23 protein-coding genes and 3 pseudogenes are annotated in these 20,543 nt (G+C 61.2%); 8 read left to right on the forward strand and 18 right to left on the reverse strand.

Translation table 11 applies throughout. The features are described from left to right. Positions 1 to 463: 463 nt before the first annotated feature. From P0D89_RS09350 to P0D89_RS09370, 5 genes are all read right to left on the reverse strand, one after another. A complete protein-coding gene (locus tag P0D89_RS09350) occupies positions 464 to 1,225 on the reverse strand; it encodes an IclR family transcriptional regulator (RefSeq protein WP_408357573.1) in 762 nt (253 codons plus the stop codon). 122 nt (positions 1,226 to 1,347) lie between these two features. Beyond that, complete coding sequence (locus P0D89_RS09355; protein WP_408357348.1) at positions 1,348 to 2,100, reverse strand: amino acid ABC transporter ATP-binding protein; 753 nt, start codon at positions 2,098 to 2,100, stop codon at positions 1,348 to 1,350. Beyond that, positions 2,097 to 2,747 (reverse strand): amino acid ABC transporter permease, encoded by a 651-nt coding sequence (locus P0D89_RS09360; RefSeq protein ID WP_408357350.1) that lies wholly within the window; start codon positions 2,745 to 2,747, stop codon positions 2,097 to 2,099. Before P0D89_RS09360 ends, P0D89_RS09355 begins: the two co-directional genes overlap by 4 nt. 22 nt (positions 2,748 to 2,769) lie before the next feature. Beyond that, complete coding sequence (locus tag P0D89_RS09365) at positions 2,770 to 3,486, reverse strand: amino acid ABC transporter permease (protein ID WP_408357352.1); 717 nt, start codon at positions 3,484 to 3,486, stop codon at positions 2,770 to 2,772. A 39-nt stretch (positions 3,487 to 3,525) separates the two neighbouring features. Continuing rightward, positions 3,526 to 4,359 carry an ABC transporter substrate-binding protein gene (locus P0D89_RS09370; RefSeq protein ID WP_408357354.1) on the reverse strand — a complete coding sequence of 278 codons (834 nt, stop codon included), beginning with the start codon at positions 4,357 to 4,359 and terminating at the stop codon, positions 3,526 to 3,528. Positions 4,360 to 5,109: 750 nt separating this feature from the next. Between P0D89_RS09370 and P0D89_RS09375 the strand changes: the two are divergent. Both P0D89_RS09375 and P0D89_RS09380 read left to right on the forward strand, forming a co-directional pair. After that, positions 5,110 to 5,466: pseudogene (locus P0D89_RS09375) on the forward strand (cation transporting ATPase C-terminal domain-containing protein); the annotation flags it as partial. A gap of 214 nt (positions 5,467 to 5,680) precedes the next feature. After that, positions 5,681 to 5,944: pseudogene (locus P0D89_RS09380) on the forward strand (porin); the annotation flags it as partial. 13 nt (positions 5,945 to 5,957) lie between these two features. On the opposite strand, the gene P0D89_RS09385 reads toward P0D89_RS09380, so the two are convergent. Continuing rightward, positions 5,958 to 6,878, reverse strand: a complete 921-nt coding sequence (locus P0D89_RS09385) for a mechanosensitive ion channel family protein (RefSeq protein ID WP_408357356.1) — start codon at positions 6,876 to 6,878, stop codon at positions 5,958 to 5,960. Positions 6,879 to 7,239: 361 nt separating this feature from the next. Here P0D89_RS09385 and P0D89_RS09390 point away from each other — a divergent pair, with 361 nt between their 5' ends. The 4 genes from P0D89_RS09390 (at position 7,240) to P0D89_RS09405 (ending at position 9,569) form a co-directional block, all read left to right on the forward strand. Further along, complete coding sequence (locus tag P0D89_RS09390; protein WP_408357358.1) at positions 7,240 to 7,941, forward strand: IS6 family transposase; 702 nt, start codon at positions 7,240 to 7,242, stop codon at positions 7,939 to 7,941. A gap of 463 nt (positions 7,942 to 8,404) precedes the next feature. Continuing rightward, positions 8,405 to 8,707, forward strand: coding sequence for a type II toxin-antitoxin system HigB family toxin (locus P0D89_RS09395; RefSeq protein ID WP_408357360.1), 303 nt, complete (start codon positions 8,405 to 8,407; stop codon positions 8,705 to 8,707). Between the two features lie 5 nt (positions 8,708 to 8,712). After that, positions 8,713 to 9,069: a helix-turn-helix domain-containing protein gene (locus tag P0D89_RS09400; RefSeq protein WP_168788769.1), complete on the forward strand. Its 357-nt coding sequence runs from the start codon at positions 8,713 to 8,715 to the stop codon at positions 9,067 to 9,069. A 257-nt stretch (positions 9,070 to 9,326) separates the two neighbouring features. Further along, entirely contained in the window at positions 9,327 to 9,569 is a 243-nt protein-coding gene (locus P0D89_RS09405) for a hypothetical protein (protein WP_408357363.1), read from the forward strand. A gap of 361 nt (positions 9,570 to 9,930) precedes the next feature. Here P0D89_RS09405 and P0D89_RS09410 read toward each other — a convergent pair whose 3' ends face one another. After that, positions 9,931 to 10,332: a hypothetical protein gene (locus P0D89_RS09410; protein ID WP_408357367.1), complete on the reverse strand. Its 402-nt coding sequence runs from the start codon at positions 10,330 to 10,332 to the stop codon at positions 9,931 to 9,933. 215 nt (positions 10,333 to 10,547) lie between these two features. Here P0D89_RS09410 and P0D89_RS09415 point away from each other — a divergent pair, with 215 nt between their 5' ends. Together P0D89_RS09415 and P0D89_RS09420 are read left to right on the forward strand one after the other, a co-directional pair. Further along, positions 10,548 to 10,814, forward strand: coding sequence for a hypothetical protein (locus P0D89_RS09415; protein ID WP_408357369.1), 267 nt, complete (start codon positions 10,548 to 10,550; stop codon positions 10,812 to 10,814). 206 nt (positions 10,815 to 11,020) lie between these two features. Further along, positions 11,021 to 11,212: pseudogene (locus P0D89_RS09420) on the forward strand (IS6 family transposase); the annotation flags it as partial. Here P0D89_RS09420 and P0D89_RS09425 read toward each other — a convergent pair. The 11 genes from P0D89_RS09425 to P0D89_RS09475 all read right to left on the reverse strand — a co-directional run bounded on the left by P0D89_RS09425 (position 11,199) and on the right by P0D89_RS09475 (position 20,541). After that, positions 11,199 to 12,194 carry a vWA domain-containing protein gene (locus tag P0D89_RS09425; RefSeq protein WP_408376431.1) on the reverse strand — a complete coding sequence of 332 codons (996 nt, stop codon included), beginning with the start codon at positions 12,192 to 12,194 and terminating at the stop codon, positions 11,199 to 11,201. The pseudogene P0D89_RS09420 and the gene P0D89_RS09425 sit on opposite strands and share 14 nt — an antisense overlap. Further along, a complete protein-coding gene (locus P0D89_RS09430; protein ID WP_408357373.1) occupies positions 12,191 to 12,745 on the reverse strand; it encodes a tetratricopeptide repeat protein in 555 nt (184 codons plus the stop codon). Before P0D89_RS09430 ends, P0D89_RS09425 begins: the two co-directional genes overlap by 4 nt. Continuing rightward, a complete protein-coding gene (locus P0D89_RS09435; RefSeq protein ID WP_408357375.1) occupies positions 12,742 to 13,731 on the reverse strand; it encodes a vWA domain-containing protein in 990 nt (329 codons plus the stop codon). Before P0D89_RS09435 ends, P0D89_RS09430 begins: the two co-directional genes overlap by 4 nt. Continuing rightward, positions 13,728 to 14,657, reverse strand: coding sequence for a calcium incorporation protein MxaA (locus P0D89_RS09440; RefSeq protein ID WP_408357377.1), 930 nt, complete (start codon positions 14,655 to 14,657; stop codon positions 13,728 to 13,730). The genes P0D89_RS09435 and P0D89_RS09440 overlap by 4 nt, the downstream gene beginning before the upstream one ends. Next, positions 14,654 to 15,517: a DUF58 domain-containing protein gene (locus P0D89_RS09445; RefSeq protein ID WP_408357379.1), complete on the reverse strand. Its 864-nt coding sequence runs from the start codon at positions 15,515 to 15,517 to the stop codon at positions 14,654 to 14,656. Before P0D89_RS09445 ends, P0D89_RS09440 begins: the two co-directional genes overlap by 4 nt. A gap of 22 nt (positions 15,518 to 15,539) precedes the next feature. Beyond that, positions 15,540 to 16,559 (reverse strand): AAA family ATPase, encoded by a 1,020-nt coding sequence (locus P0D89_RS09450; RefSeq protein ID WP_408357381.1) that lies wholly within the window; start codon positions 16,557 to 16,559, stop codon positions 15,540 to 15,542. Positions 16,560 to 16,852: 293 nt separating this feature from the next. Further along, the gene (locus P0D89_RS09455) at positions 16,853 to 17,446 is read right to left on the reverse strand and encodes a DUF3280 domain-containing protein (RefSeq protein WP_408357383.1); all 594 of its coding nucleotides are present in this window, start codon (positions 17,444 to 17,446) and stop codon (positions 16,853 to 16,855) included. Between the two features lie 2 nt (positions 17,447 to 17,448). Further along, complete coding sequence (locus tag P0D89_RS09460) at positions 17,449 to 18,441, reverse strand: LysR family transcriptional regulator (protein WP_408357385.1); 993 nt, start codon at positions 18,439 to 18,441, stop codon at positions 17,449 to 17,451. Between the two features lie 5 nt (positions 18,442 to 18,446). Beyond that, positions 18,447 to 18,788 carry a carboxymuconolactone decarboxylase family protein gene (locus tag P0D89_RS09465; RefSeq protein ID WP_408357387.1) on the reverse strand — a complete coding sequence of 114 codons (342 nt, stop codon included), beginning with the start codon at positions 18,786 to 18,788 and terminating at the stop codon, positions 18,447 to 18,449. A 92-nt stretch (positions 18,789 to 18,880) separates the two neighbouring features. Then, on the reverse strand, positions 18,881 to 19,633 hold the full coding sequence (locus P0D89_RS09470) for a hypothetical protein (protein ID WP_408357389.1): 753 nt from the start codon (positions 19,631 to 19,633) through the stop codon (positions 18,881 to 18,883). After that, positions 19,630 to 20,541, reverse strand: coding sequence for a substrate-binding domain-containing protein (locus P0D89_RS09475; RefSeq protein ID WP_408357391.1), 912 nt, complete (start codon positions 20,539 to 20,541; stop codon positions 19,630 to 19,632). Before P0D89_RS09475 ends, P0D89_RS09470 begins: the two co-directional genes overlap by 4 nt. Between the last annotated feature and the right edge of the window lie 2 nt (positions 20,542 to 20,543).

Raw genomic sequence — 20,543 nt, forward strand, 5'->3', positions numbered from 1 at the left:
GGTTGATAATTTATCTTATGTCAAATCAAGTCCGCACAGTTCACGCCGGCCGCCGCCCCTTGGCGGTTTATTTCGCTGGCGCTGTACGCCCTCGGTAATTACGATCACCATCGCCGGGCAATCGTGAATGCGGCATCGTCCTGAACCCGACTTTCGTCAGCGTTCCACCATCCTTGCTCTGCGGTCGCCAACCTTTGAACAGAATTTGTGGGCCAAAAAAATGGTTCCCGTCTTCGGCTGAACACTTTTCCCTACATTGGCGGGCAATTGAACAAGATTGCTATACGTCTGCGGTCATGTAGCCACAATTGCCCGGTTGTCGGTCCATAGTCGCCACCGGCTAACCACAATTGCATGGCAGAAATCCTGCTATTGCTGGTCGTCGTATCCGCTCGATCACAGCGTGTATCGATGTGATCACAGCTGCACAGCTAGAGGCGACCCACTGGGCACCACTGGGCACCTACAGGCGGACATAAGGTTGCGACAACGCCTTCGAGGACCTGATGAGGTCCGCGAGCATTAACGCGCGCTTATCCGGTTCCGTGTCCCGGCTTGTCATGAAGCAGAGTGCAGCGACAGGGAGACCCGTGCGGTCGCGTATAGGCGCCGCCATGCAGAGTCGAAAGGTATTGGACAGACCCTCCGTGCAACAGTACCCCTGCTCCGCGGCCCGTTCGACATCGGCAAGAAAGTCCTGAAAGTCGACGCTTTTGCCGTTGTCGAGGATAAAGTCTTCGTCCGGGATCAAGCTGCGAATTTCCTCCGCCCGCATATGGGCGAGCAGCAGGCGGCCCGAAGCGGTCCACGGAATCGGCACCTTCACGCCGATGTCGGAACTGATATTGAATGGTCGCGAGCTGTTCTCCGACAGGACCACGGTGTACTTGTTGCCTTCGAGCATACACAACTGCGCGGTTTCGTCGTGCGTCCGAACGAGCGCGAGGATCGCCTGGTGGGCCCGGCTGATCAGATCGTTATGGACGGCATAGTCGGAGCCGTAATAATGCATCTCTCGGCCGAAAAACACGCTCCCGTCGGCCGTTGTCTCGAGCCATCCGGCTTCGGAGAGCATGGTGACCAGTTCGTAGATACTTGAGCGTGGCGCGCCGGTCGCATCAATCAGTTCGCGCATCGTCATCGGCCGCCGCGCGATATGCAACTGCTTGAGAATGCCGATGACGCGGTCGACTCCCCTAGCCCTCGATGATTCTGGTGCAGACATTCCTTCAACTCCGTCGGCGATAGGGATCACCGTTTATTTTTTGGGTGACGCGAGTTTAGCGCGTAGAGGGCGGTGCTTTGCCACCCCGCGGCCCGGAGAAGCCTGACGCCCTTCCTGGGAGCTCAATGATCGAGCACACGATGCAGGAACTGGCGCGTACGTTCATTCTGCGGGCTCACGAAAATCTGCTCGGGGACGCCCTGCTCCGCGATCACACCCTTATCCATGAACACGACGCGGTCGGCGGTCTTGCGCGCGAAGCCCATCTCGTGTGTGACAACGACCATGGTCATGCCATCGCGCGCCAGTCCACGCATGACTTCGGTCACCTCACCGACGAGTTCCGGATCGAGGGCGGACGTGGCTTCGTCGAAGAACATGATGCCTGGCTCGACGGCCAACGCTCTTGCGATCGCGACACGCTGCTGTTGCCCGCCCGAGAGCTGGCTTGGGTAGTGCTCGGCGCGATCGGCAAGGCCCACCCGGTCCAGCGCGTCCATCGCACGCTTCTTTGCGTCCGCTGCGCTCATCTTTCGCGCCTTGATCAGCGCGAGCGTGACATTGCCAAGCGCGCTCTTGTGCGGAAACAGGTTGAACTGCTGGAACACCATGCCCACATGACCGCGGATTTCCTTCGCCCGGCGCGCATCGTGAAGCGGCACCTGGTTGACCCAGACTTCGCCCGCGTCGGCTGTTTCCAGACCGCTCATGATGCGCAGCACCGTGCTTTTTCCAGAGCCCGACGCGCCGATCAGCACGAGCACTTCGCCGGGCCGCACATCGAGGTTGATCTCCTTCAGGACCTGCGTAGCGCCGAACGACTTGCTGACGCCGGTGAGGTTGATGATGGGCTTCGACGTAGTGACAGTGGTCATGAAAGCAGGCTCCTTCTTCGGTCATGGTGGCGCACCCACTGCGACAGTGGAAAGCACACGATGAAATAAAGCACGGCAACGAGTCCATAGATTTCCACCGGTTTGCCGACCCGGTCGACGATGGCCTGGCCACCATGCATCAATTCCGACATGCCGATCATGCTGACGATCGACGTGTCCTTGATAAGCGATAAATACTGGCCGACGAGCGGCGGCATCACGATTTTTCCGGTCTGCGGCAGGATCACCGAAAAGAAAGCCTGGGTCTTGCTGAGCCCGAGGATCTGCGACACTTCCCACTGGCCTTTCGGAACGGCTTCGATGCCTGAGCGGAACACCTCGGCGATATAGGCGCCCTGATAGACGCTCAAGCCTACGACACCCGCCGCGAATACATCGATCGCGTAGCCGAAGTACGAGACGCCGAAATAGATGAACATCAGCGTGATCAGCACCGGCGTGCCGCGAAACAGTTCGGTATAGAGCCTCGCGATGCGCGGCGTGCCCCATGGCCCGAATGAGCGCAATACGGCTGCCAGCAGGCCGATCAGCGTTCCACCCACGATCGACGCCGCAGACAGAAGCAGTGTCGCCAGCAGTCCCTGAAACAGGATTGCCAGGCTGGTCATTAACAATTCGCTCGACATGTTCGGTCTCCGGTTTGAGCGCTCAGGTGCGATCGGCCTGTCGTGCGACAAGGAACGGCCGGCGCCTGGGTTTCTTCATGACGAGCGGCGGATGAAAGACACGCACGCCGATCTGGCCCGCCAGCCACGACAGCAGGTTGCTCAGAAACAGATAGGCAATCAGCGTGATCGAGAACGTCTGGATATAGAGCAGCGTGCGCGCGTTGATCACCGTCGCCGTTCCGCTTAATTCCGGCAGCGCGATCGCCGACAGGAGCGACGTGCCCAGCAACAGCTGAATCAGGTTGTTGACGATGGCCGGATAGACGGCGCGCGCAGCCTGCGGCAGAACCACTTCGATGAAGATCTGCGAACGTTCCAGACCAAGGATAGAAGCCGCCTCAAGCTGACCGCGCGGCACGGACTGAATACCCGCGCGAAACACCTCGGCCAGATACGCACCCACGTTCACCCCTAACGCAATGACGCCGGCCGTATACGCATTAAGCGTGATGCCGAGCGATGGCAACCCGAAGAACACGATAAAGATCTGCAGCAGTACCGGCGTATTGCGGATCGCTTCGATATACACCCTCGCAATCGCCTGCAGCAGCCCGACGCGCGATGAGCTTGCGAGTGCGGTGAGCAGGCCGAGCAGCATCGCGAGGACGAAGGCCAGCAGCGTGACCTGGAGCGTCAGCCACGACGCGCGGACGAAATCGTTCCAATAACCCGCAAGGGTCATCCATTCATAGCTCATGGTTCCTCCGTCGATCGAGCCGCGCAGTACTAGCGGGCTTCAGTACTGCGGATTCAGCGGGAAGCGCGGCTCGGCGCCGAACCACTTCTTGTACAGCTGCGCGTTCTGCTTCGATGCATTGACCTGGAACAGGAACAGGTTCAGGTAGTTGAGCCAAACCTGATCTCCTGCCTTCACGCCGAATGCGTTGTATTCGAGCGGAACCAGCGCTTCGTTGGTGACGGTCAGATCCGGATCGAGCGATGCCTGATAGGCGAGAAAGTTGTTGTCCTCGATCATCGCATCGGCCTGGCCCTGCTTGACGGCGAGGATCGCGGCCTGCGAGCTGTCGAATTCCTGAATCTTGACCTTCATGTTCAGCGAGCGCACCTCGTCGCCGTTCGTCGAGCCCTTGACCGTCGCAATCGTGCGATCCGACATGTCGTTGATGGACTTGATGCCGCTGCTCTTCTTGACCAGAAGCGCCTCACTTGCGACCACGTAAGGATTCGTGAAGGCGATTTCCTTCGCTCGCTCCAGGTTGCGGGTGAAGTTGCAGAACACTACGTCAACCTTGCTGGTTTGCAGGTTCGGAATGCGGTTGGCGCTCGTCGTATTCACGACTTCGAGCTTGACGCCCATCTGCTTCGCCAGTTCTTTGGCCAGGTCGACGTCGTAGCCGTCAGGTTGGCCGTCCTTGTTGTAGAAGCCGAACGGCGCAAAAGTCAAACAATCGCCCACTCGCAGCGTGCCCCGTTGCAGGACCTGCTTCAGCGTCGAATCAACCGCGGCGCCTTGTTCTGGCGGGGCGACCTTGGTGCAGCCGGCGAGCATGAGCACACCGGCTACCGCGAACAGACAAGTGAATTTTGCGCTTTCCCTGACAAATCTCATTTTTCGATCCCGATCCTGGTGTGATGAGAACTCCGGGTGTGGAGGAAACGGCGATCAACATGGCCTTCCCGGCATGCTCCGATCGATGATCGAACTAATCGCACGCTTATATTCTGCCGTCCGATATACCGGATTTATGTCCGACACAGCAGATGGATGGAAGTGTTTCACGGGAAAAAAATAGTTGCAATGGGGTATACGCGGACGCGAGTCGGGTATCTCGCGAGATGCACGTTGCTTTCAATTCGGAAACATTGATGCAGCTTGCTGGATGCTCCGCAGTCAAACAGCACAGTCATTGATGCTGCTTCGCAACTTCTTCTATCAATATGGAATGCAAATTGTTTTTTTCACTGCACGCGACGCAGACGAAAGATGCGTCGATACGGCGGTAACCAGGAGAAGCCGCGGCTTTGCCGCCGGCTTACACTCCTCGCCCGCTCCCGCATGATCGTGGATGTCCACGATCATGCGGGAGCCGACGTCTGAACGTCCCATTGACGATACCGGCGAATGGCCCTTCGTGGCCCGGTCACTGCCTGATTGAGTTTGCGTAATAGGAGCCGCTCGAAGGGCATCCGTAAAGAGTTTGGCGCGATGATCTGGCCATACTATTTTGAGCGCCAATGGTTCTCGAGGTAGCCAAGGTATCCGTTCGCTCAAGGGCAATATGGCAGTCGTGATGCTCGCGGCGGTCCTGCCCTTTGTCTAGTGCGCAAACTCGCTCCCCGGTGGCTGCAGGCGCGCACGCTGTGGACGGTGTTCGGCGCTGGCGCAGCTTTCCAACTGCACGGCGGCTGTCAGAGCATCATGAATTCCGGCTGGTTCATCGAAGGTCTCGTTTCCCAGACCCTTGTCGTCCACATGCTGCGCACGCGCAGAATTCCGTTCATCCAGAGTACCGCGTCGCTTCCGGTGCTGCTGTCGACATCGGTTGCAATCTTCGTGGGCTGCTGGTTGCCGTTTTCTCCACTGGCCGAGGCATTGGGCATTAATTCGCTGGATCACAGCTACTGGCTCTGGCTCGTCGCAACAATGCTCGGCTACATGATGCTCACGCAGGTTGTGAAGAAGCTGTATATCCGCCGTTACGGCCAGTGGTATTAAGCCGAGTGAAATTGCGCGTCGGACGGGGTTCGATCCTGCGCGCAATGGTTTCGGTCAGCCTTGACACATGGGGAGTGAGCGCCGTTTGTCGATGGTGTTCCGGATGACGGGGCTCCTCACTACGTCATATCGCGTGCACCCGCCCCTCGCCACGCACCTTTGCGTGCAGCGCCAGATGCGCACGACCTGTTCATTTTTTCAACCGGTTCACAACATGTCCGCAAAACAGAACAAGCTTTTCACCATCCCGTCTGCCACCGCCGCCACGCTCGCGTCCTTAGCGCGAACGCCCACGCGCAGAGCAGCGTCACGCTGTATGGCGACCTTGATACGGGGCTCGCGTATGTGAGTAACGTCGGCGGCAACGCGCGGTACAAGGCCACCGCCGGACTAATCGACGGGAGCTACCGGGGGCCTGCAGGGATCCGAAGACCTGGGCGGCGGCAAGGCGATCCTTCAACTGGAGCACGGTTCTTCATTCGATTCATTTTTCATGGGGCGACAGTACCGCCCGGACCGCGTGTCCGGACGGAGGCTGGCGTCTGCACGATGTGTAGCTCCCGGGTGCGCAGCGGAAGCGAAAACTGTTCGTCGGTGAGCCTTTGCCTGACCTGACGGGCGAGGTCCCAGCGCATGTCCCAGAACACGTCGACAGGGGACCAGACACGGATATTCAGCACTGCCGTGCTGTCATCGAAGCGCATCACCATCACTTGGGGCGCGGGATCCGTAAGCGCGCGCGGATCGGCAGTGACAAGCGCGCACAGTGTCTCCAGCGCCCGGTTCACATCGTCACGAGCCGCGACTTCCACTTCGAGGTCGAGACGCCGGTTGGGATTGCGGCTGTAATTGCGGATCGCGTTGCTCCACAGCAGGCTGTTCGGTACATACTCGCAGATACCGTCTGGCTTCGTAAGACGCGTCATGAACAGGCTGACTTCCTGGACGGTACCCGCGACGGTCCCCGCGCTGGCATCGATGTAGTCGCCTGCCTTGAACGGCCGCAGCAGCAACAGCATGATCCCCGCCGCGATATTCTGCAGCGTGCCCTGCAGGGCGAGACCGATCGCGAGGCCGGCCGCGCCAAGCACGGCAATGATGCTCGCGGTCTGGATACCGAGTTGCGAGAGTGCAGCGACGATCGCAACAATACGGATGCCCCACAGGCTGCTGTCGAACAGGATCGGACGCAGTGTGGCATCGATGCGCGACTGCCGCGTGAGCAGGACGTCGAGGCCGTGTGACACGCGGCGCGACAGGCTCCAGCCGATCCACAGGATCAGGGCTGCGGCACACAGATGCACCGCAAAAGTGGCCAAGGCATCCTGGAGGAAGCTGGGCTGGCCGGGGGGAGTGTGATCGAGGAGACTGCTCACCCATGAACGACTCGATTCGAGATATTTTTCCACCATGCAACTCCTTCTTTGTCCCGTCAATGTTGCTCCAGGTCCGCGCCCGCGCGTTACCGGATTGTCAGGCGGCGGACGCTCTCGCGTCCTGCCGTTTCGCTGTGCCAGATGGCAGCATGACGCCCCGCCCCTGGAAGGCGAAGTACCGAGGGAATCTCAGTATTGCTCGACTACGTATTGCTCGACTACGTATAACTGCAAACCGCCGGCTTGGCATGTCCTTTCATCTCACCTGCTTTATCCGGATGCATTCGGAAAGCGATGCAGCTCCAGATGACCGTCCAACATTGGCACCAGAATAGGCTCTGTCGCAATAACGCGGTCCGTTATGATGTACGGAACAAGATGAACGACACAAAACTCGATGAAGACGTTGAGTCCCGCGGTGACCCGAGTGCTCAAGCGCCTGCATTATCCGCTCGATGTGATCCTAACTTGCGTTCGCTGGTATGTGGCCTATCCGCTGAGCCTGCGGCAGCTCGAAGAAATGATGGCCGAACGTGGCATTGACGTCGATCATTCGACGGTCCACCGCTGGGCCATCAAGCTGTTGCCGGTGCTGGGGAAAGCGTTTCGCTGCCGCAAACGGCCCGTTGGTAAGAGCAGGCGGATGGACGAGACGTACATCCGCGTCAGGGGCGAATGGCGCTATCTTTACCGAGCCGTTGACAAGGAAGGCCATACCATTGACTTTCTGCTACGCGCCCATCGGGACAAGATTGCAGCCCGGCGCTACTTTGAGAAATCGATCGCTCAGAATGGCGTGCCCGAGACAGTGACCATCGACAAAAGCGGCGCCAATCTTGCCGCACTCGAAGCCATCAATGACGATCGCGAAATGCCCATCAGAATCCGTCAGTCAAAATATCTCAATAACCTCGTCGAGCAGGACCATCGTGCGATCAAGCGACGCACGCGACCCATGCTGGGGTTCAAGTCTTTTCGCTGTGCCCGGATTCTTCTTGGCGGAATTGAACTCATGCATATGATTGCCAAAGGACAAGTGAAGTGCTCTCACCGAATCCATCCGTCTGCCGCCGATCAATTCTACGATTTGGCAACATAAGTACTGCTTTGCATAGCGAGAGAATTTTCTTCGCGCGTCTTACCGCGACAAAACCACGCTTTTTGCCGGTGAGCCGAAATAAACGCGTTAGCAAAATAAACGAACATTCGAGGGTGCGCGCGTTGCTGAAACACGACGCCTAAAAAGGCGTCCGCAAGCACCGTTTTGCCTTGTTCGCAGGCCAGATTTTTATCTTACATTAGCGTAATCTATGGACACAATTAGCGGTTTTGGCGGACTTCAACAGCTGCCCGGCGGCGGATGGCCGATCGGCGTGCACACACCTCCGAAGGACGCATTTTTCCGAGGAACGCGGACTTCATATGGCGCGCGAAGCGATTTTCGGCCATATGTTCGCAAAACTGCTCGGAATAGAGGTTGAAACCGCGGGTGTTCCGAGTTCAAGGACAGTGACGGAGGTTTGACACTTGCCTTAGTCCCAAAATGGGACTAAGATGCACCGATGCGAATCATTGCGAAAAAAGTCCTCCTGGCATTCTGCGACAAGCATCCGATCGCGCGGCAGTCGCTGCTGGCATGGCATGAGGAAGCGGTAAAGGCCGTCTGGATGACGCCGCAGGACATAAAGGCCAGATATGCGACCGCGAGCTTTGTTGGCCGAAACCGTGTGGTATTCAACATCAAGGGAAACGACTACAGGCTGATTGTTGCGGTCGCGTATCGCATCGGGGTCGTCTACATCAAGTTCGTCGGAACGCATGGTGAGTACGACAGGATTAATGCTGAAACCGTAGAACTGGAGTGACCAAGATGGAAATCCGTCCAATTCACAACGAACACGATTACAAAGAAGCCTTGCAGACAGTATCTGGCCTGGTCGACGCCGACCCGGCTCCCGGCACTCCGGAAGGAGACCGTTTGGAGGTGTTGGCCACCTTGGTGGAGCGTTATGAAGCTGAGCACTTTCCGCTCGATCTTCCCGATCCCATTGAGGCCATTAAGTTCCGCATGGAGCAGGCCGGACTGTCTGCCAGCGACATGCAGCCGTATCTTGGCAACCTGAACAGAGTCTACGAAGTGCTCAATCGGAAACGCGGGCTAAGCCTTGCCATGATTCGCCGTCTGAATCGCGAGTTGAAGATTCCAGCTGAAGTACTCATCGCCTAGGAAAAGCCTTTGGCGATCATCAGTTGAGTTTCGCCGCCCAGTAGCAGGACTTGGGTATCGCGAAAGAGGACAAGCATGGCATTCAAGATCAAGGCCGCCGATCAGAAGCGCATCGATGCAGCGTTCGGAGAACTAACTGCGCAGCGGAGTACGTTGGAAGAGTCTGTGCGTGTGTTCAATGAGGCGGTTGCCGCGGCACGTGCGAAGCTGCAACGAGACGTGGACGCATATAACGAAAAGGTCAAGCGGCGCGGGGCATGCTCGATGGCGTGCATCGCGCCCTTGAAGACGAATTCGACGAGAGGTCGGCGAACTGGCAGAACGGAGACAAGGGAATCGCGACGAAGGAATGGATCGATTCGATCAACGCGTTGACCGAGGAACTAACTGAGGCAGCGCTCGACGTCTTCCCCGAATCGCTCGAATTTGAGGATGTGATCGGCGATGACCCTGCCGAGGACTACAACGAACTGGACAAGGAAGCGCTAGGCGCAGAGTAATCGGCTGTGGCCTGAGATACCGAGGAAAAGCCATATGAAACTCATCCCTATTGCGCTGTCCCTGATCCTCACTGGCTGCGGCCAGGCATCGCATGATGCTTCTCCCACGGCATCAGGTCACTACCAACTAGCTGTGGATGGCGGCGGCAATGCGTGGAGACTAGATACGAACACGGGCGAAATGAAGCGTTGTTGGCAAGGCACCCCACCAGCAAAAACGGCGCCGAGTTGCTATACCGCGACTCAGGAGTGACGAGATCCCCTCGCGCCTAACGCAAGGAAAGCCTGAAAACTCGGAAATGGGTCTTCATGCGTTTTGCTTGGACGTCGCTCCAAGAGTCCGGCGCTTTTACTGCAAAAGTTACAGCGGGCGGGACACTTTCCACAACTTCGCCAAATAGCCACTGCTCCCCTTCGACATTGTCGAAGTGGCTCTGGCGTTCCGCAGGTTGCGCGCGACCTCCTCAACCACGGCAGGGTCGTCGTCGACGGCGATGATGACGGGCTTTTCCATCGCGCTGAGGGTGCTACTGGATCCTGGCTGGCTCGAATGAAGCGACAGAAAACGGTACGCTCCGCTCGATTGCGCACGTTGCGCAGGCCTACCTCGCTGAATCGACATTCTAGACCGTCGCGGCAGCAATTGATCGTTCAACCGGTCGCGGTGAGGAAGCGGACCTTCCTGTGACGGGTCGCCGTATTCGTCACGTAAACCATACAGATAGCTCGATGCGACACGCCATTGGTACATGTCAATCTTCATTCTGCGCTTCCCGATATGACGCCACCAACGAGAGGTTTTGACCCACATGACCGTGAAGGCGGATACACGCCGGCAATGTATCGGGACGCATGCGAGTACCTGACAACAGCCGAGGAAAGGCAAGCGCGTCGAGCAAGCGGCAAACGAGGGCCGCCGCCGCAAGCTGATCGCGCTGACCTGATCCTGATAGTGGCGGCGTGCATCGAAAGCAGGTGATGCGCGCAATCATTCAGCAACAGCGTGCCTGGTTCGTCCCGCGCGGGCCTTTGCGATCGCCGCAATCAGATGAGTCCGGTGGCGAAGAAGTGGCGAGCTACACCACGCAAAGCCTCGCCAGCATTGACGATGCACGTTTCCGGGAGTCGTCTGTCCGGCGACGCAGACGCGCAATCGGAGCGACGAGCAGCACGCTCGTCTGTACGGACTGGCAGCAGTTCCTGGCTGATTTTGCCGTGCAGCTGCCGTCGGCCCCGCAGCGATAGAATTGGCGATACGGTAGCGATCAACTACGCGGGTTTTAAGAGTTATCAGTTATGGAATGGACGGACACACGACCCGTAGTGCCGGGATGCTACTGGGTGCGGTTTACGGACGACCGGTCGCCGAAGCAAACCATCGGGGAAGTCGCAGACGTACCCGGAAACGTTTCACGGCAGTTGGTTGTGATCCTTCTCGGCGACGACGAAATATTGGAACTGGACGATCCGTTCTTCGACAGAGGTTCTGTCGCGCTAAGGCCGCGGTGATTTTGCTATGTGTGCGCTGGCATGCGGCGTACTCGCCGAGCCTGCGCAACCTCGCGGAAATGATGGCCGAACGGGGTGTCGCGGCCGATCACTCGAGCGTGGACCGTTGGGTGATCAAGCTCATCCCACTTTTCTTGCCACGACGCGACCACCTGGACCAAGCCACCGAGCGGCCCTTCGCACCTGTCTTCGACAAAAGTCGCGCAACTCCCAAACCGCATCGGGCGCAAACCGCACCACAAACAGCAACAACGCAAGCAGCGCGGGACACCAGCGTAAATCGGTCGGTACCGGCTCGCGGTGAGCGAAGCGCGCGTCCAGCATCGCATCGCTTAACGCTCTCGTGGTCCAAAGGCGGCGATAGCCAAGACCGGTTTGCGCAGCCACTAACCCGAGATACTGGCCTCGCAACTCGGATAGCTCCTCATGGGTCTCAACCGGCGCATCGGACCCCGGCGTAGTTGGAACCTGTATCACGTCCTCGGCCTGCCAGTATCCGATCCGGTTGCCGTCGGCATCAGTCTTCGGAATGGCCGCGGGTTGATCGCCCCCCACGCCGATCAGCCAACCCTTGATGCCAGCGGGATTGATATCCCGCATCAACGCTCGCGTCGGCAGGACAGGCGGCGCCTCCTGCCCATCGGTGACGAACACGACGGCCGCGTCATGGCCGACCTCCTGCGCCACACGCGCAGCCGAATAAACGCCGCCTTCGGCAATCCGGCTCCAGTTAGTCCAGCGCATGCGTGCGTCGATAGTGTCGAGCGACACCAGCAACGCGTCGTAGTTGTTGCATACCTCGATGGGCGGCAGCAACAGCAAAGTTCGCTGCCCGGTAAACACGCTCCAACCCACCTTCGAGCCGCAAGGCAATCGCCCCAGCGCATCGCGCATCGCGGCCTGTGCGAACTTCAGCCGGCTCACCGGCACGCCGTTCAGACTGACGTCTTCGACGTCCATGCTTTGCGTAATATCGAACGTCACGATGTAATCGAACGTATTGCGCGGCAAGGTCACCTGCGGCATGACGACCGCGGCGATCAACGCGATGAGCGCGACGGGCATCAACCAATGACGCACCCTGTCGAAACCGCGCTCGCGGGTCCCGGCGCTCACGGCAAATCCTTGCTTTCCGCGCCGCGCAGTTTCACGTTGTGCTGTTCTTTCACATCGGGTTCTTCGAGCGCGGACTGCGCTTCGGGCGCAAGCCAAAGCGCGCGTTCGAGGTTATAGCGCGCGTCCCAATCGTCGGGCGCCGCGCGTAGCAACATCCGGTAGCGCACTTTGGCCTCGCCGATCATCGCGAGCGACCTGACGGTGCCGGTGGCGCCCTCTCCCCCTCCCTCGCGCAGGTACATGTTGCCGAGATCGAACAGCGCCGTGCGGCCGAGATCGTCAAGACGGTCCTCGCGAATCAGGCCATCGTAGAGCCGGGCTGCGGTATCGTAGGCGCCCGCTTTCGACAGCGCCGTCGCGCGTGCGAGCCGAACCTGCGGCGCGTCGTCGTCGGCGCCGTCTTCACGCGGGTCGTCGCTCGTCGCGCTCGCCGCAACAACGGCCTGATTCAACCGCTCGGCGTGTTGAAGACGTGTCCAGTCATACGCGGCGACGCCGGCGCAGCAGATCGCGATGGTCCCGAACACGGCGTGAACGAGCGTGCGTGTCATGCCCAGCTCCTTACCTGAAACAAGCGCAACGCCATCAACACGGCGGAAAAGAACAAAGCGATAGCGAAGCAATACGGACTCAAATCCTGCCGGGGCAAATGCTCGACAAACGACGTCAGCGCGTTTTGCTGCCGATTGATCTCGGCGACCGCCGCCATCATCGCCTTCGCGTCACCCGCCTGGAAAAGCCGGTAAGGCGTCTTTAGCGTCAGAAAATATCGATGCAATTCCGCTTCGGCCGAAGACCCGCCGGCGGGTACCGTGGTGTTCAGATCGGGGCTGTAGACACTGCTGCGCAAGTAAATGAAGTACAGCGCGATCTGGTTGCGCTGCAGACCTTCCTGAATGCGTCGCCGCACCGTCTCATCGAGCCTCGCACCGCCATCGGAAACAAGCACGATCGCGCGTCGGCCTGAAGAGGGGCGACCGTCAAACTGGCCGATCGCGGCCAGCATTCCCCGGTCGAGTTGCGTGTCCGGCATGCCGCGGCCGATGGCCGTGGCGGCGATCGCAGCCTCGATCACGCGATGGTTGTACGTGAACGGCATCGCCAGCACGGGACTGGTGCCGAACATCATGAACGCGAGCCGGTCGTTGGGCCGCTGGCTCACGAAGCTCGTCAACGAAGCGCGCGCGACCTTGTTCTTCGCGTCGCCGCCACCCGGCGATTCGACGCCTGCGCTGGCCATCTGCTCGTCCATGCTCGCGCTGCGATCCATCAGGATCAGGATCTGCGCGCCGCTGCCCGTGCGCACCACCTGCAGTTGCGAGCGTCCCGGCCCGGCGAGTCCGACGACGATACCCGCCATCGCCAGCACGCCACTGCAGCGCGCGAGCAAGCCCGCCCACCGGCCGGCGCGATCGACCGGCAGCCAGGCGACGCTGGAAAACACCAACGTATCGCAACGCCGTCGCAGCAATGGCAGCGCGGCTAGCGGCAGCAAGGCCAGCATCCACGGAGCGGCGAAATCGAGAGCCATGGTCATCGCTGCTGGCGCCGTTCAGCGCGATACAGCGCACGGCACAGCGCCTGCAATGGAAACTCGGCAGCGCTCGGCGCAGGTTTGAAGAAGCGCTCGGCCGACACCTGATAGAAGAGTTCGAGTTGCGCGCGCAGCGGCTGCAGATACGGTGCGCGAGTCAACAGTGCGGACAGCGAACCTCCGTGCACGACCTGCCCCGCGGTTTCGTTCAGCGCCTGATGCATGCAAAACCAGGCATCTTTCGAGGAAGCGGCTTGCGCACCTTGAATCCGTTGCATCTGCCGCCATGCACGCGCAAACGGCAAGCGGGCCGACTCGCGCTGGTTACGCCACCCCCACCAGGCCGCCCACACGAGCAAGGTCGCGAGCAGCAGACCGAGCGCCCCCGCGATCTGGCGGCCTAACCCGGCGGTGGCCAGCAACGGAGCCTGGCGATCGGGCCGCAGCGGCTGCAGGTCGCCGGCGGCGAACGTGTTAGACGGGGTCAGCGGTGCGACGCTCGCCGGCCATTCCGCCACCTGCAATTGCTCGCCGGTTGCCGATGTCAATGTCAGCGCGGGCAACGTGATTTTCGTGAGCGTCTGCGGCGCATTGACGACCTGATAGCCGATCACCATCCAGCGGCGGCCATCCGCATCGGTTTCGAACGACGCGGGCCGGCGTTCGAGCCAGACACCGGTGCGGCCGACAGATGGCGGCGTGACGGCACCCATGTCGTTGCCGCCGGCGCGCAGAAGCACGCGTTGCGTGAGGACATCGCCGAGCACGTATCCGAATGCGCGCGGCTGTTGCACGATTGCGGGCACAGCGGTGCCAGCGTCGTTGCTCGCCGCATGTGCAGCGGCAACCGGCGCGGCGATCAGCGCCGCGATCAGCACGTATCGGGATAACCCACACGCGTGGCCGACCCGGAGGGCGCACGGCTTCATACCGTCGTCTCCAGAAAATAACGCGACATGGCTTCCGGATCGAAGGCGCCTTCGACATAAAACGGCCGCATGCCACGGGAGCCGAAGATCCCGCCGAGTTCCGCGCGACGGCGCTCGACGCCTTCGCGCCAGCGCTTGCGGATGCCTTCGCGCAGCCACACCATGCGCTCTTCACCGGACTCGGTGTCATGGACCGCCAGCAACGGACCGCGGCGAGGCGGCGAAATTTCAGCCTCATCCCAAACGACTAACGGCACGACACACGCATGGACCAGCATGTCGAGCACGCGCGGCATTTGCATGAGAGGCCAGTGGAAGTCGGACACGACGAAAACGAGCGCCTGCCGTCCGGCGAGACGCGTCGCGCAACGCCGCAGGCCTTCGATGCCGCCGCTCGCAGCCGCGCTGCTGGGACACTGGCGCAACATGGTCGCCAGCAGATCGCCGGTGCCCCGGCCATATCGCGCCGGCATGAAAAGATCGTCGCGCGCGCCGGCATCGAATGCCAGCATGCCCAGCCGGTCGCCGACACGGAACGCGCTGTAGCCCAGCGCCTCGACGAAGTCGGCGGCAACCTGCAGCTTCGTTTGACGCGAGCCGAAGTGCATCGACGCCGACACGTCGACGATCACCACCACCGGCACCGCCACGCGCTGCAGGTTCACCCGCACGAGCCATTCCGAGCGCGCCGCGCGCACGCTCGCACGCAGATCCAGACGGCGTGGATCCGGGTGGTCGAACAGGCGGCCGTGCATCGCGAATTGCTGGCCGGAGCCGAAGCTCGAACCGGGATGCGAACCCGGCCGAGCCCCGCCGGCGCGCGTTGGCAAACGGTAGTGAAATTCGGCTATGCCATTCATCGTTCAGCGCGCCTTAGGGGGCTTAGGGCACGGCAACCTTGGCCATGATCTGCGCGATCAGCGCTTCGGCCAGTTCCTGGCGGCGCAGCTCATAGATCGGCGTGAAGAACACACGATGACCGAGCGCCGGCATCAGCACTTCATGAATGTCCTCCGGAATCAGATGGGAGCGCCCCGCGAGCCATGCGACCACGCGGGCGGCCCGCAACAGTGCGCTCATGCCGCGTGGACTTGCGCCCGCAAGAATCAGTTGCTGCATGTCGACGCCGTCGAGCGTGATGCCGAAACGCAGTGGCGTTTCCGTTGCCTGCCAGATATCCAGCACGTAGCGCTCGATCGTTTCGCTCGCCTGCACGCCTTGCTGAATCGCCGCACCCGCCCTGTTCAACTGTTGCCAGGGCACGATCGCGGGCGTCAGTTGTGCGAGCAGCATGTCGACGTCATGGAACACCGTGTCGAAGACCAGCGCGCGCCGTACCTCCGGCGCGGCCGGCGTGGGCATGTTCAACTCGAACAGGAAGCGGTCGCGCGCAGCCGATGCCAGCTCGAAGGTTTCCTCTTTCTCGACCTTGTTGCGGTCGGCGACCACGGTCATATGCGGGAAACGGTGTTCGCGGTCGAAAGCCCACACAGAACGCTCGGCCATCGCGCGCAGCAACAGCGACTGGACCTGCGGACGGGCCCGATTGATTTCGTTGAAGAAGAAGGTGGTCAACTGCTCGCCGTGGCGCAGCAGCGGGCCCGGCTCGATACGCGGCTTGCCGTCGGCATCGACGTACGTGTGATAGACGAGGTCGCCCGGCATCAGATCGATGGTGCCTTCGACGCGCTCGAACTCTCCACCGACCACGCGGGCGAACGCGCGCAACACGGTCGTCTTGCCGACGCCGACACCGCCTTCGAGCAACACGTGTCCCCTGGCGAACAGTGCAACGTTGATGAGCCGTAGGATTTGCTGCTGGCCTATGACGACCTTGGCGACTTCGTTTTCGATTTGCTGTGCGTGAAAACGCCAGTCCTGAAGCTGTTCGCCAGAACTCATCGATGCGATCCCCTTCCTGTAGCCGGCCTGCCTGTGGTGCCGCGGACGCTTTGTCCTGAGCCAGTTCACGCGCATGCTTTTCTGGTTGTGCCCGTGCGGTTTTCGGCGTCAACGGGTCCTACCCTCGCCAGCATCCGTTCAAGCACGGATTGTGCCGAACGCGCGGACGGCCGGATCGCGTTGCGGCGCCTCCGGATGGTTGTCACCCTGTCACGACATCCGGGTACACACTGTGCCATCGGTCGCGACGCGCATCGCACCAACTTCGCGCGCCGCGCTGTTGCCAATCCGGCTCATTGGCGCGGTGCCGCGCGGTCCACCGGCGACGCGGCCGGGGCTTGCTCCACCAATAGTCCGACGAGCGCCGTCGCGCCGCGTCGCCACGACAGGTCCGTATTGCCGCGAATGTCGACTGAGCGCTGGAACAAGGTTTTTCCGCTGGCTACCTCTTCCACACGCAAGTTCAGATTGAGGATCAGGTTGCTGACTTTCTGCACCCAGCAGATCCCCACCTGTTCGACGCCCAACTCGCGCCCAACCTGCCTGGCGCAGTTGTCGCACGTGGTGAGGTCTTGCGCCGCGCCGAGCCGGGCGATCAGATCGGCAGCGCGGCCGTTGTCCGCGACACGGTAGCGCTGGCTGGCATCCAGCTGCGCACGCAGCGCGTTGCTGATCATGTCGATGCGCGCCTGCTGGGTGCGATTGGTCTCGGCATCGTTGTAGGCGGCGTTATCGTCGATCAGACCGCAGTTCATCACCGCAATCGAGGCCGGCCCGGTGCTCACCGGCGCAGCGGCAAACCCAATACCAACGACGCTGGCGACGACGGCGCACAGCACGCTCGCACAACGCACGAATGCCGCGCGCCACGCCCAGGGCTGCTTCATTGTCACGCTCCCGTGCCGGCCGGAAAGCTGGCAAACTGCGCGTACTCGCGCTCCAGGTGAGTGGCTGCATGGTCGAGCAGAAACTGCCGAAATACCACGCTAGTGGGCGATAGCTGCTTTGAACGCAGATGCACGATTTGCCATGTTCGCTCGATCGGCGTGCCGTTCACGTCGAGCAACGCGATCTCACCCGTGCGCAGCTCCAGCAGCAGCGTATGCAGCGAGATCAGGCTCACGCCGATGCCCGCCATCACCGCCTGCTTGATGGTCTCGTTGCTGCCGAGCGTGACGATCCTGGCGGGTGTGAACAGATGCTGCCGGAACATCACTTCGGCGGCCATGCGCGTACCCGAGCCGGGCTCGCGCAACAGGAAGGTATCGCCGCGCAGCTCCTGCAGATCGAAGCGCCGCGCGCCGCATAGCGGATGATCCAGCGGCGCGATCACCACCTGAGGATGGCTGGCTAAAGCCTCGGTCGTCGTGTCGAGTTCCGGCGGCGGGCGTCCCATGATCGCGAGATCGATGGCGTTGTCCTGCAAGAGCCGCAGCAGCGCATCGCGATTGCCGACCGAAAAGTGCACGTCGACCTTCGGGTACAGATGCGAATAAAGCGCCAGCAGTTTCGGCGCGAAGTAAGTCGCGGAACTGACGATGCCCACGTTGATCGAGCCGCTGTCGGCCTGCTTGAGCGACATCATCGCATCTTCGGCATCCTTGATTTCGCCGAGAATGCGGCTGGCGTGATGCGTCAGCATCTCGCCAGCTTCAGTCAGCGCGAGCTTGCGCGCGGCGCGCTCGAACAGGCGCAGGCCGACCGCATCTTCCAGTTGATGAATCTGCATCGAGACCGCCGGCTGGGTCAGATGCAGTTCCTCCGCCGCGCGCGCGAAACTCGTATAGCGGCTCGCGACGACGAAGATCTGCAACTGCCGCAGGGTCAACGTGCGGATGAAATTCAGGTTGACCCGATTCGTCGCCAGGCGCGTGGTCTGCATGTGAACTAGCCGCTTTGCTGACCGAATGCATCGAGCGCACGCGCGGAATAGATCAGCGCCGCACCGGCGTTCAACGCGATCGCCACCGACAACGCCTCCGCCACCTCCTCTCGGCTCGCCCCTGCCCGCGCGGCGGCAGCGCTATGCAGCGCAATGCAGCCGTCGCAACGGGTGGTGACGGCGACCGCGAGTGCGATCAGCTCGCGCGTCCTCGCGTCCAGCTTGCCGGAACGGGCAACGGCGCCGTCGAGCGCCTGGAAACCCGCCAGCGTGGCCGGCGCGGCAGCGCCGAGATCGCCGATGGCCTCCAGCAGTTTCGGTGCGTAGTCTTGTGTGTCGATCAGCATGCATGAGCTCCATGGTGAGGTCAGACAGTTGTGGGACGGTGTTGGATGCGCAAGCGTGCCACTGCCTGCAGGTGCCGGTGCGGCACCATGCGCTAGCGGCTCGCCCTCGGCGCGTTGGACGGCTTCGGCGGCGCTTTGCCCGGCGCCGGCAATTTGCGCACGACGGCCTGAAAGCTCAGCGTTTCCGTGTGCACCGGATGCGCGAAGTCGTTGTTCGCGCCAGGCAAGTCGGTGCGAATCAGCACGACCTGGCCGGGCACGTCGTCGGCGAGCAGAAAGGTGTAGCGCTTGGCCGTGTATTGCGCGAGGCGCTCCGCATTCGGATCGTTCAGGTAGGGCTGCACGACGATGCGCCGCGCGCTGACGGACTTGCCGCCGGCTTCGCTCGTCACCGTTTCGATGCGCGGTCCGGCAGCGAGCGCGAGGCGCAGGCGCTGCTGAAAATAACGGCGCTGGCCGCCTGTCAGGCCCTGCATCTCGGAGATGTCGCGTTCGAGAAAATAGATGATCACCGGATTGCACTGCAGGCCGCCATTCGGCAACGGCACGTTGCCGGTATGGTCCGACACCTGGGCGTCGCCTTTCGCGTTGTCCGGGCTGAGCACCAGCACCTTGACGAGGTCGGCGCTGCGCGACGGCTGTTCGGAGCTGACCACCGCGTAGTCGAGCTCGGTCTGCGCCGGGACACCGTGCAGGTGATCCGTCGTGAAGATGAGGCGTTCGACCGGCGTGATGTCGTCGCCTGCCGGCGTGCCCGCTGCGTGCGACGCGAGCGGCACGACGCACATCGCCCACATCATCCATGCCGCCACCGCGCGAAGCCAACAGCTTCGTGCACGCCTCATGGCGACGCATCGCCGGCCTTCGGCGCCGGCACGTCGACGGGTTTGAGCAGCGGCACCTGGTAGCTGGTCAGGATACTGTCGATCTTGTCGTGGTTCGCGCCGATCCATTGATCCACCTTGTCTTTCCACGCCTTCTCGCCATACCGGACGCCCATCGAAATCGTATAGTCGAAGCGGATGCCGGGCCCGGCGGGAAACGGCACCAGTCTGACCGTATCGCCGGAGCGCTTGGCGAAGTAGCCCGCGATCGGCCCCCACAGGAACACTACGTCGACTTTGCCCGCGCGCAGATCCTGCTCGATCATCTGGCCTGGATATTCCTGTGGGTCGCCGCTTTGCACCCTATACGAGACCGCCTGATCGATCAGATCATGGCTGAGCAGCCAGTCGACCGCCGGGGTCTGCGAAAAGATGCCGAAGCGCAGTTTGTGCAACTGTTCGGGCGGCAGTTTGAGCAGGTCGTCAGGCGTGTTGATGCTGGCGAACTCGGGGCGCTTCTGGAACACCATCGCGTAGGTCGAACGCAGATACGGCTGCGTCGTCGAGGTCAGGTCGTAACCTTTCGGTACCCCGATGATCAGGTCGCACCGGAAGCGGTCGCTGCCCTCTTCCTTCTCACGCAGCGTGTGACGCACGAAGCCCATGCGTTGCGGAAAGTACGTGTACTCGAGCTTGTAGCCGAAATCGCTGGCCATCTGGCTGGCGATCCGGTTCTCGTACCCCTCGCCCTTGTTGTTGGACAGGGGCATGTTGTTCGGGTCCGCGCACACTCTGAGCACGCCGTCCGCGCCGTCGTTATTGGGCAGCGTCGGACCGTCCGCCTTGACCGCGGCGCTCGCGAGCGCCGCGCAGCACAGCGCGGCGGCGATCAGCGTGGCGTGCACCGACATGCTTCTTTTATGACGCATCG

Source organism: Paraburkholderia sp. RL18-085-BIA-A (genome assembly GCF_046027075.1).
In the GTDB taxonomy this organism is placed as follows: domain Bacteria; phylum Pseudomonadota; class Gammaproteobacteria; order Burkholderiales; family Burkholderiaceae; genus Paraburkholderia.

Excerpts from the sequence above, each read along its gene's own strand:
- P0D89_RS09350 (WP_408357573.1), bottom strand. The coding sequence starts at position 1,225 with ATGTCTGCACCAGAATCATCGAGGGCTAGGGGAGTCGACCGCGTCATC.
- P0D89_RS09385 (WP_408357356.1), bottom strand. The coding sequence starts at position 6,878 with ATGGTGGAAAAATATCTCGAATCGAGTCGTTCATGGGTGAGCAGTCTC.
- P0D89_RS09455 (WP_408357383.1), bottom strand. The coding sequence starts at position 17,446 with ATGAAGCAGCCCTGGGCGTGGCGCGCGGCATTCGTGCGTTGTGCGAGC.
- P0D89_RS09405 (WP_408357363.1), top strand. The coding sequence starts at position 9,327 with ATGCTCGATGGCGTGCATCGCGCCCTTGAAGACGAATTCGACGAGAGG.
- P0D89_RS09470 (WP_408357389.1), bottom strand. The coding sequence starts at position 19,633 with ATGAGGCGTGCACGAAGCTGTTGGCTTCGCGCGGTGGCGGCATGGATG.
- P0D89_RS09475 (WP_408357391.1), bottom strand. The coding sequence starts at position 20,541 with ATGCGTCATAAAAGAAGCATGTCGGTGCACGCCACGCTGATCGCCGCC.
- P0D89_RS09370 (WP_408357354.1), bottom strand. The coding sequence starts at position 4,359 with ATGAGATTTGTCAGGGAAAGCGCAAAATTCACTTGTCTGTTCGCGGTA.
- P0D89_RS09430 (WP_408357373.1), bottom strand. The coding sequence starts at position 12,745 with ATGACACGCACGCTCGTTCACGCCGTGTTCGGGACCATCGCGATCTGC.
- P0D89_RS09450 (WP_408357381.1), bottom strand. The coding sequence starts at position 16,559 with ATGAGTTCTGGCGAACAGCTTCAGGACTGGCGTTTTCACGCACAGCAA.
- P0D89_RS09400 (WP_168788769.1), top strand. The coding sequence starts at position 8,713 with ATGGAAATCCGTCCAATTCACAACGAACACGATTACAAAGAAGCCTTG.
- P0D89_RS09445 (WP_408357379.1), bottom strand. The coding sequence starts at position 15,517 with ATGAATGGCATAGCCGAATTTCACTACCGTTTGCCAACGCGCGCCGGC.
- P0D89_RS09395 (WP_408357360.1), top strand. The coding sequence starts at position 8,405 with ATGCGAATCATTGCGAAAAAAGTCCTCCTGGCATTCTGCGACAAGCAT.
- P0D89_RS09390 (WP_408357358.1), top strand. The coding sequence starts at position 7,240 with ATGAAGACGTTGAGTCCCGCGGTGACCCGAGTGCTCAAGCGCCTGCAT.
- P0D89_RS09360 (WP_408357350.1), bottom strand. The coding sequence starts at position 2,747 with ATGTCGAGCGAATTGTTAATGACCAGCCTGGCAATCCTGTTTCAGGGA.
- P0D89_RS09460 (WP_408357385.1), bottom strand. The coding sequence starts at position 18,441 with ATGCAGACCACGCGCCTGGCGACGAATCGGGTCAACCTGAATTTCATC.
- P0D89_RS09355 (WP_408357348.1), bottom strand. The coding sequence starts at position 2,100 with ATGACCACTGTCACTACGTCGAAGCCCATCATCAACCTCACCGGCGTC.
- P0D89_RS09365 (WP_408357352.1), bottom strand. The coding sequence starts at position 3,486 with ATGAGCTATGAATGGATGACCCTTGCGGGTTATTGGAACGATTTCGTC.
- P0D89_RS09465 (WP_408357387.1), bottom strand. The coding sequence starts at position 18,788 with ATGCTGATCGACACACAAGACTACGCACCGAAACTGCTGGAGGCCATC.
- P0D89_RS09435 (WP_408357375.1), bottom strand. The coding sequence starts at position 13,731 with ATGACCATGGCTCTCGATTTCGCCGCTCCGTGGATGCTGGCCTTGCTG.
- P0D89_RS09410 (WP_408357367.1), bottom strand. The coding sequence starts at position 10,332 with ATGAAGATTGACATGTACCAATGGCGTGTCGCATCGAGCTATCTGTAT.
- P0D89_RS09440 (WP_408357377.1), bottom strand. The coding sequence starts at position 14,657 with ATGAAGCCGTGCGCCCTCCGGGTCGGCCACGCGTGTGGGTTATCCCGA.
- P0D89_RS09415 (WP_408357369.1), top strand. The coding sequence starts at position 10,548 with ATGCGCGCAATCATTCAGCAACAGCGTGCCTGGTTCGTCCCGCGCGGG.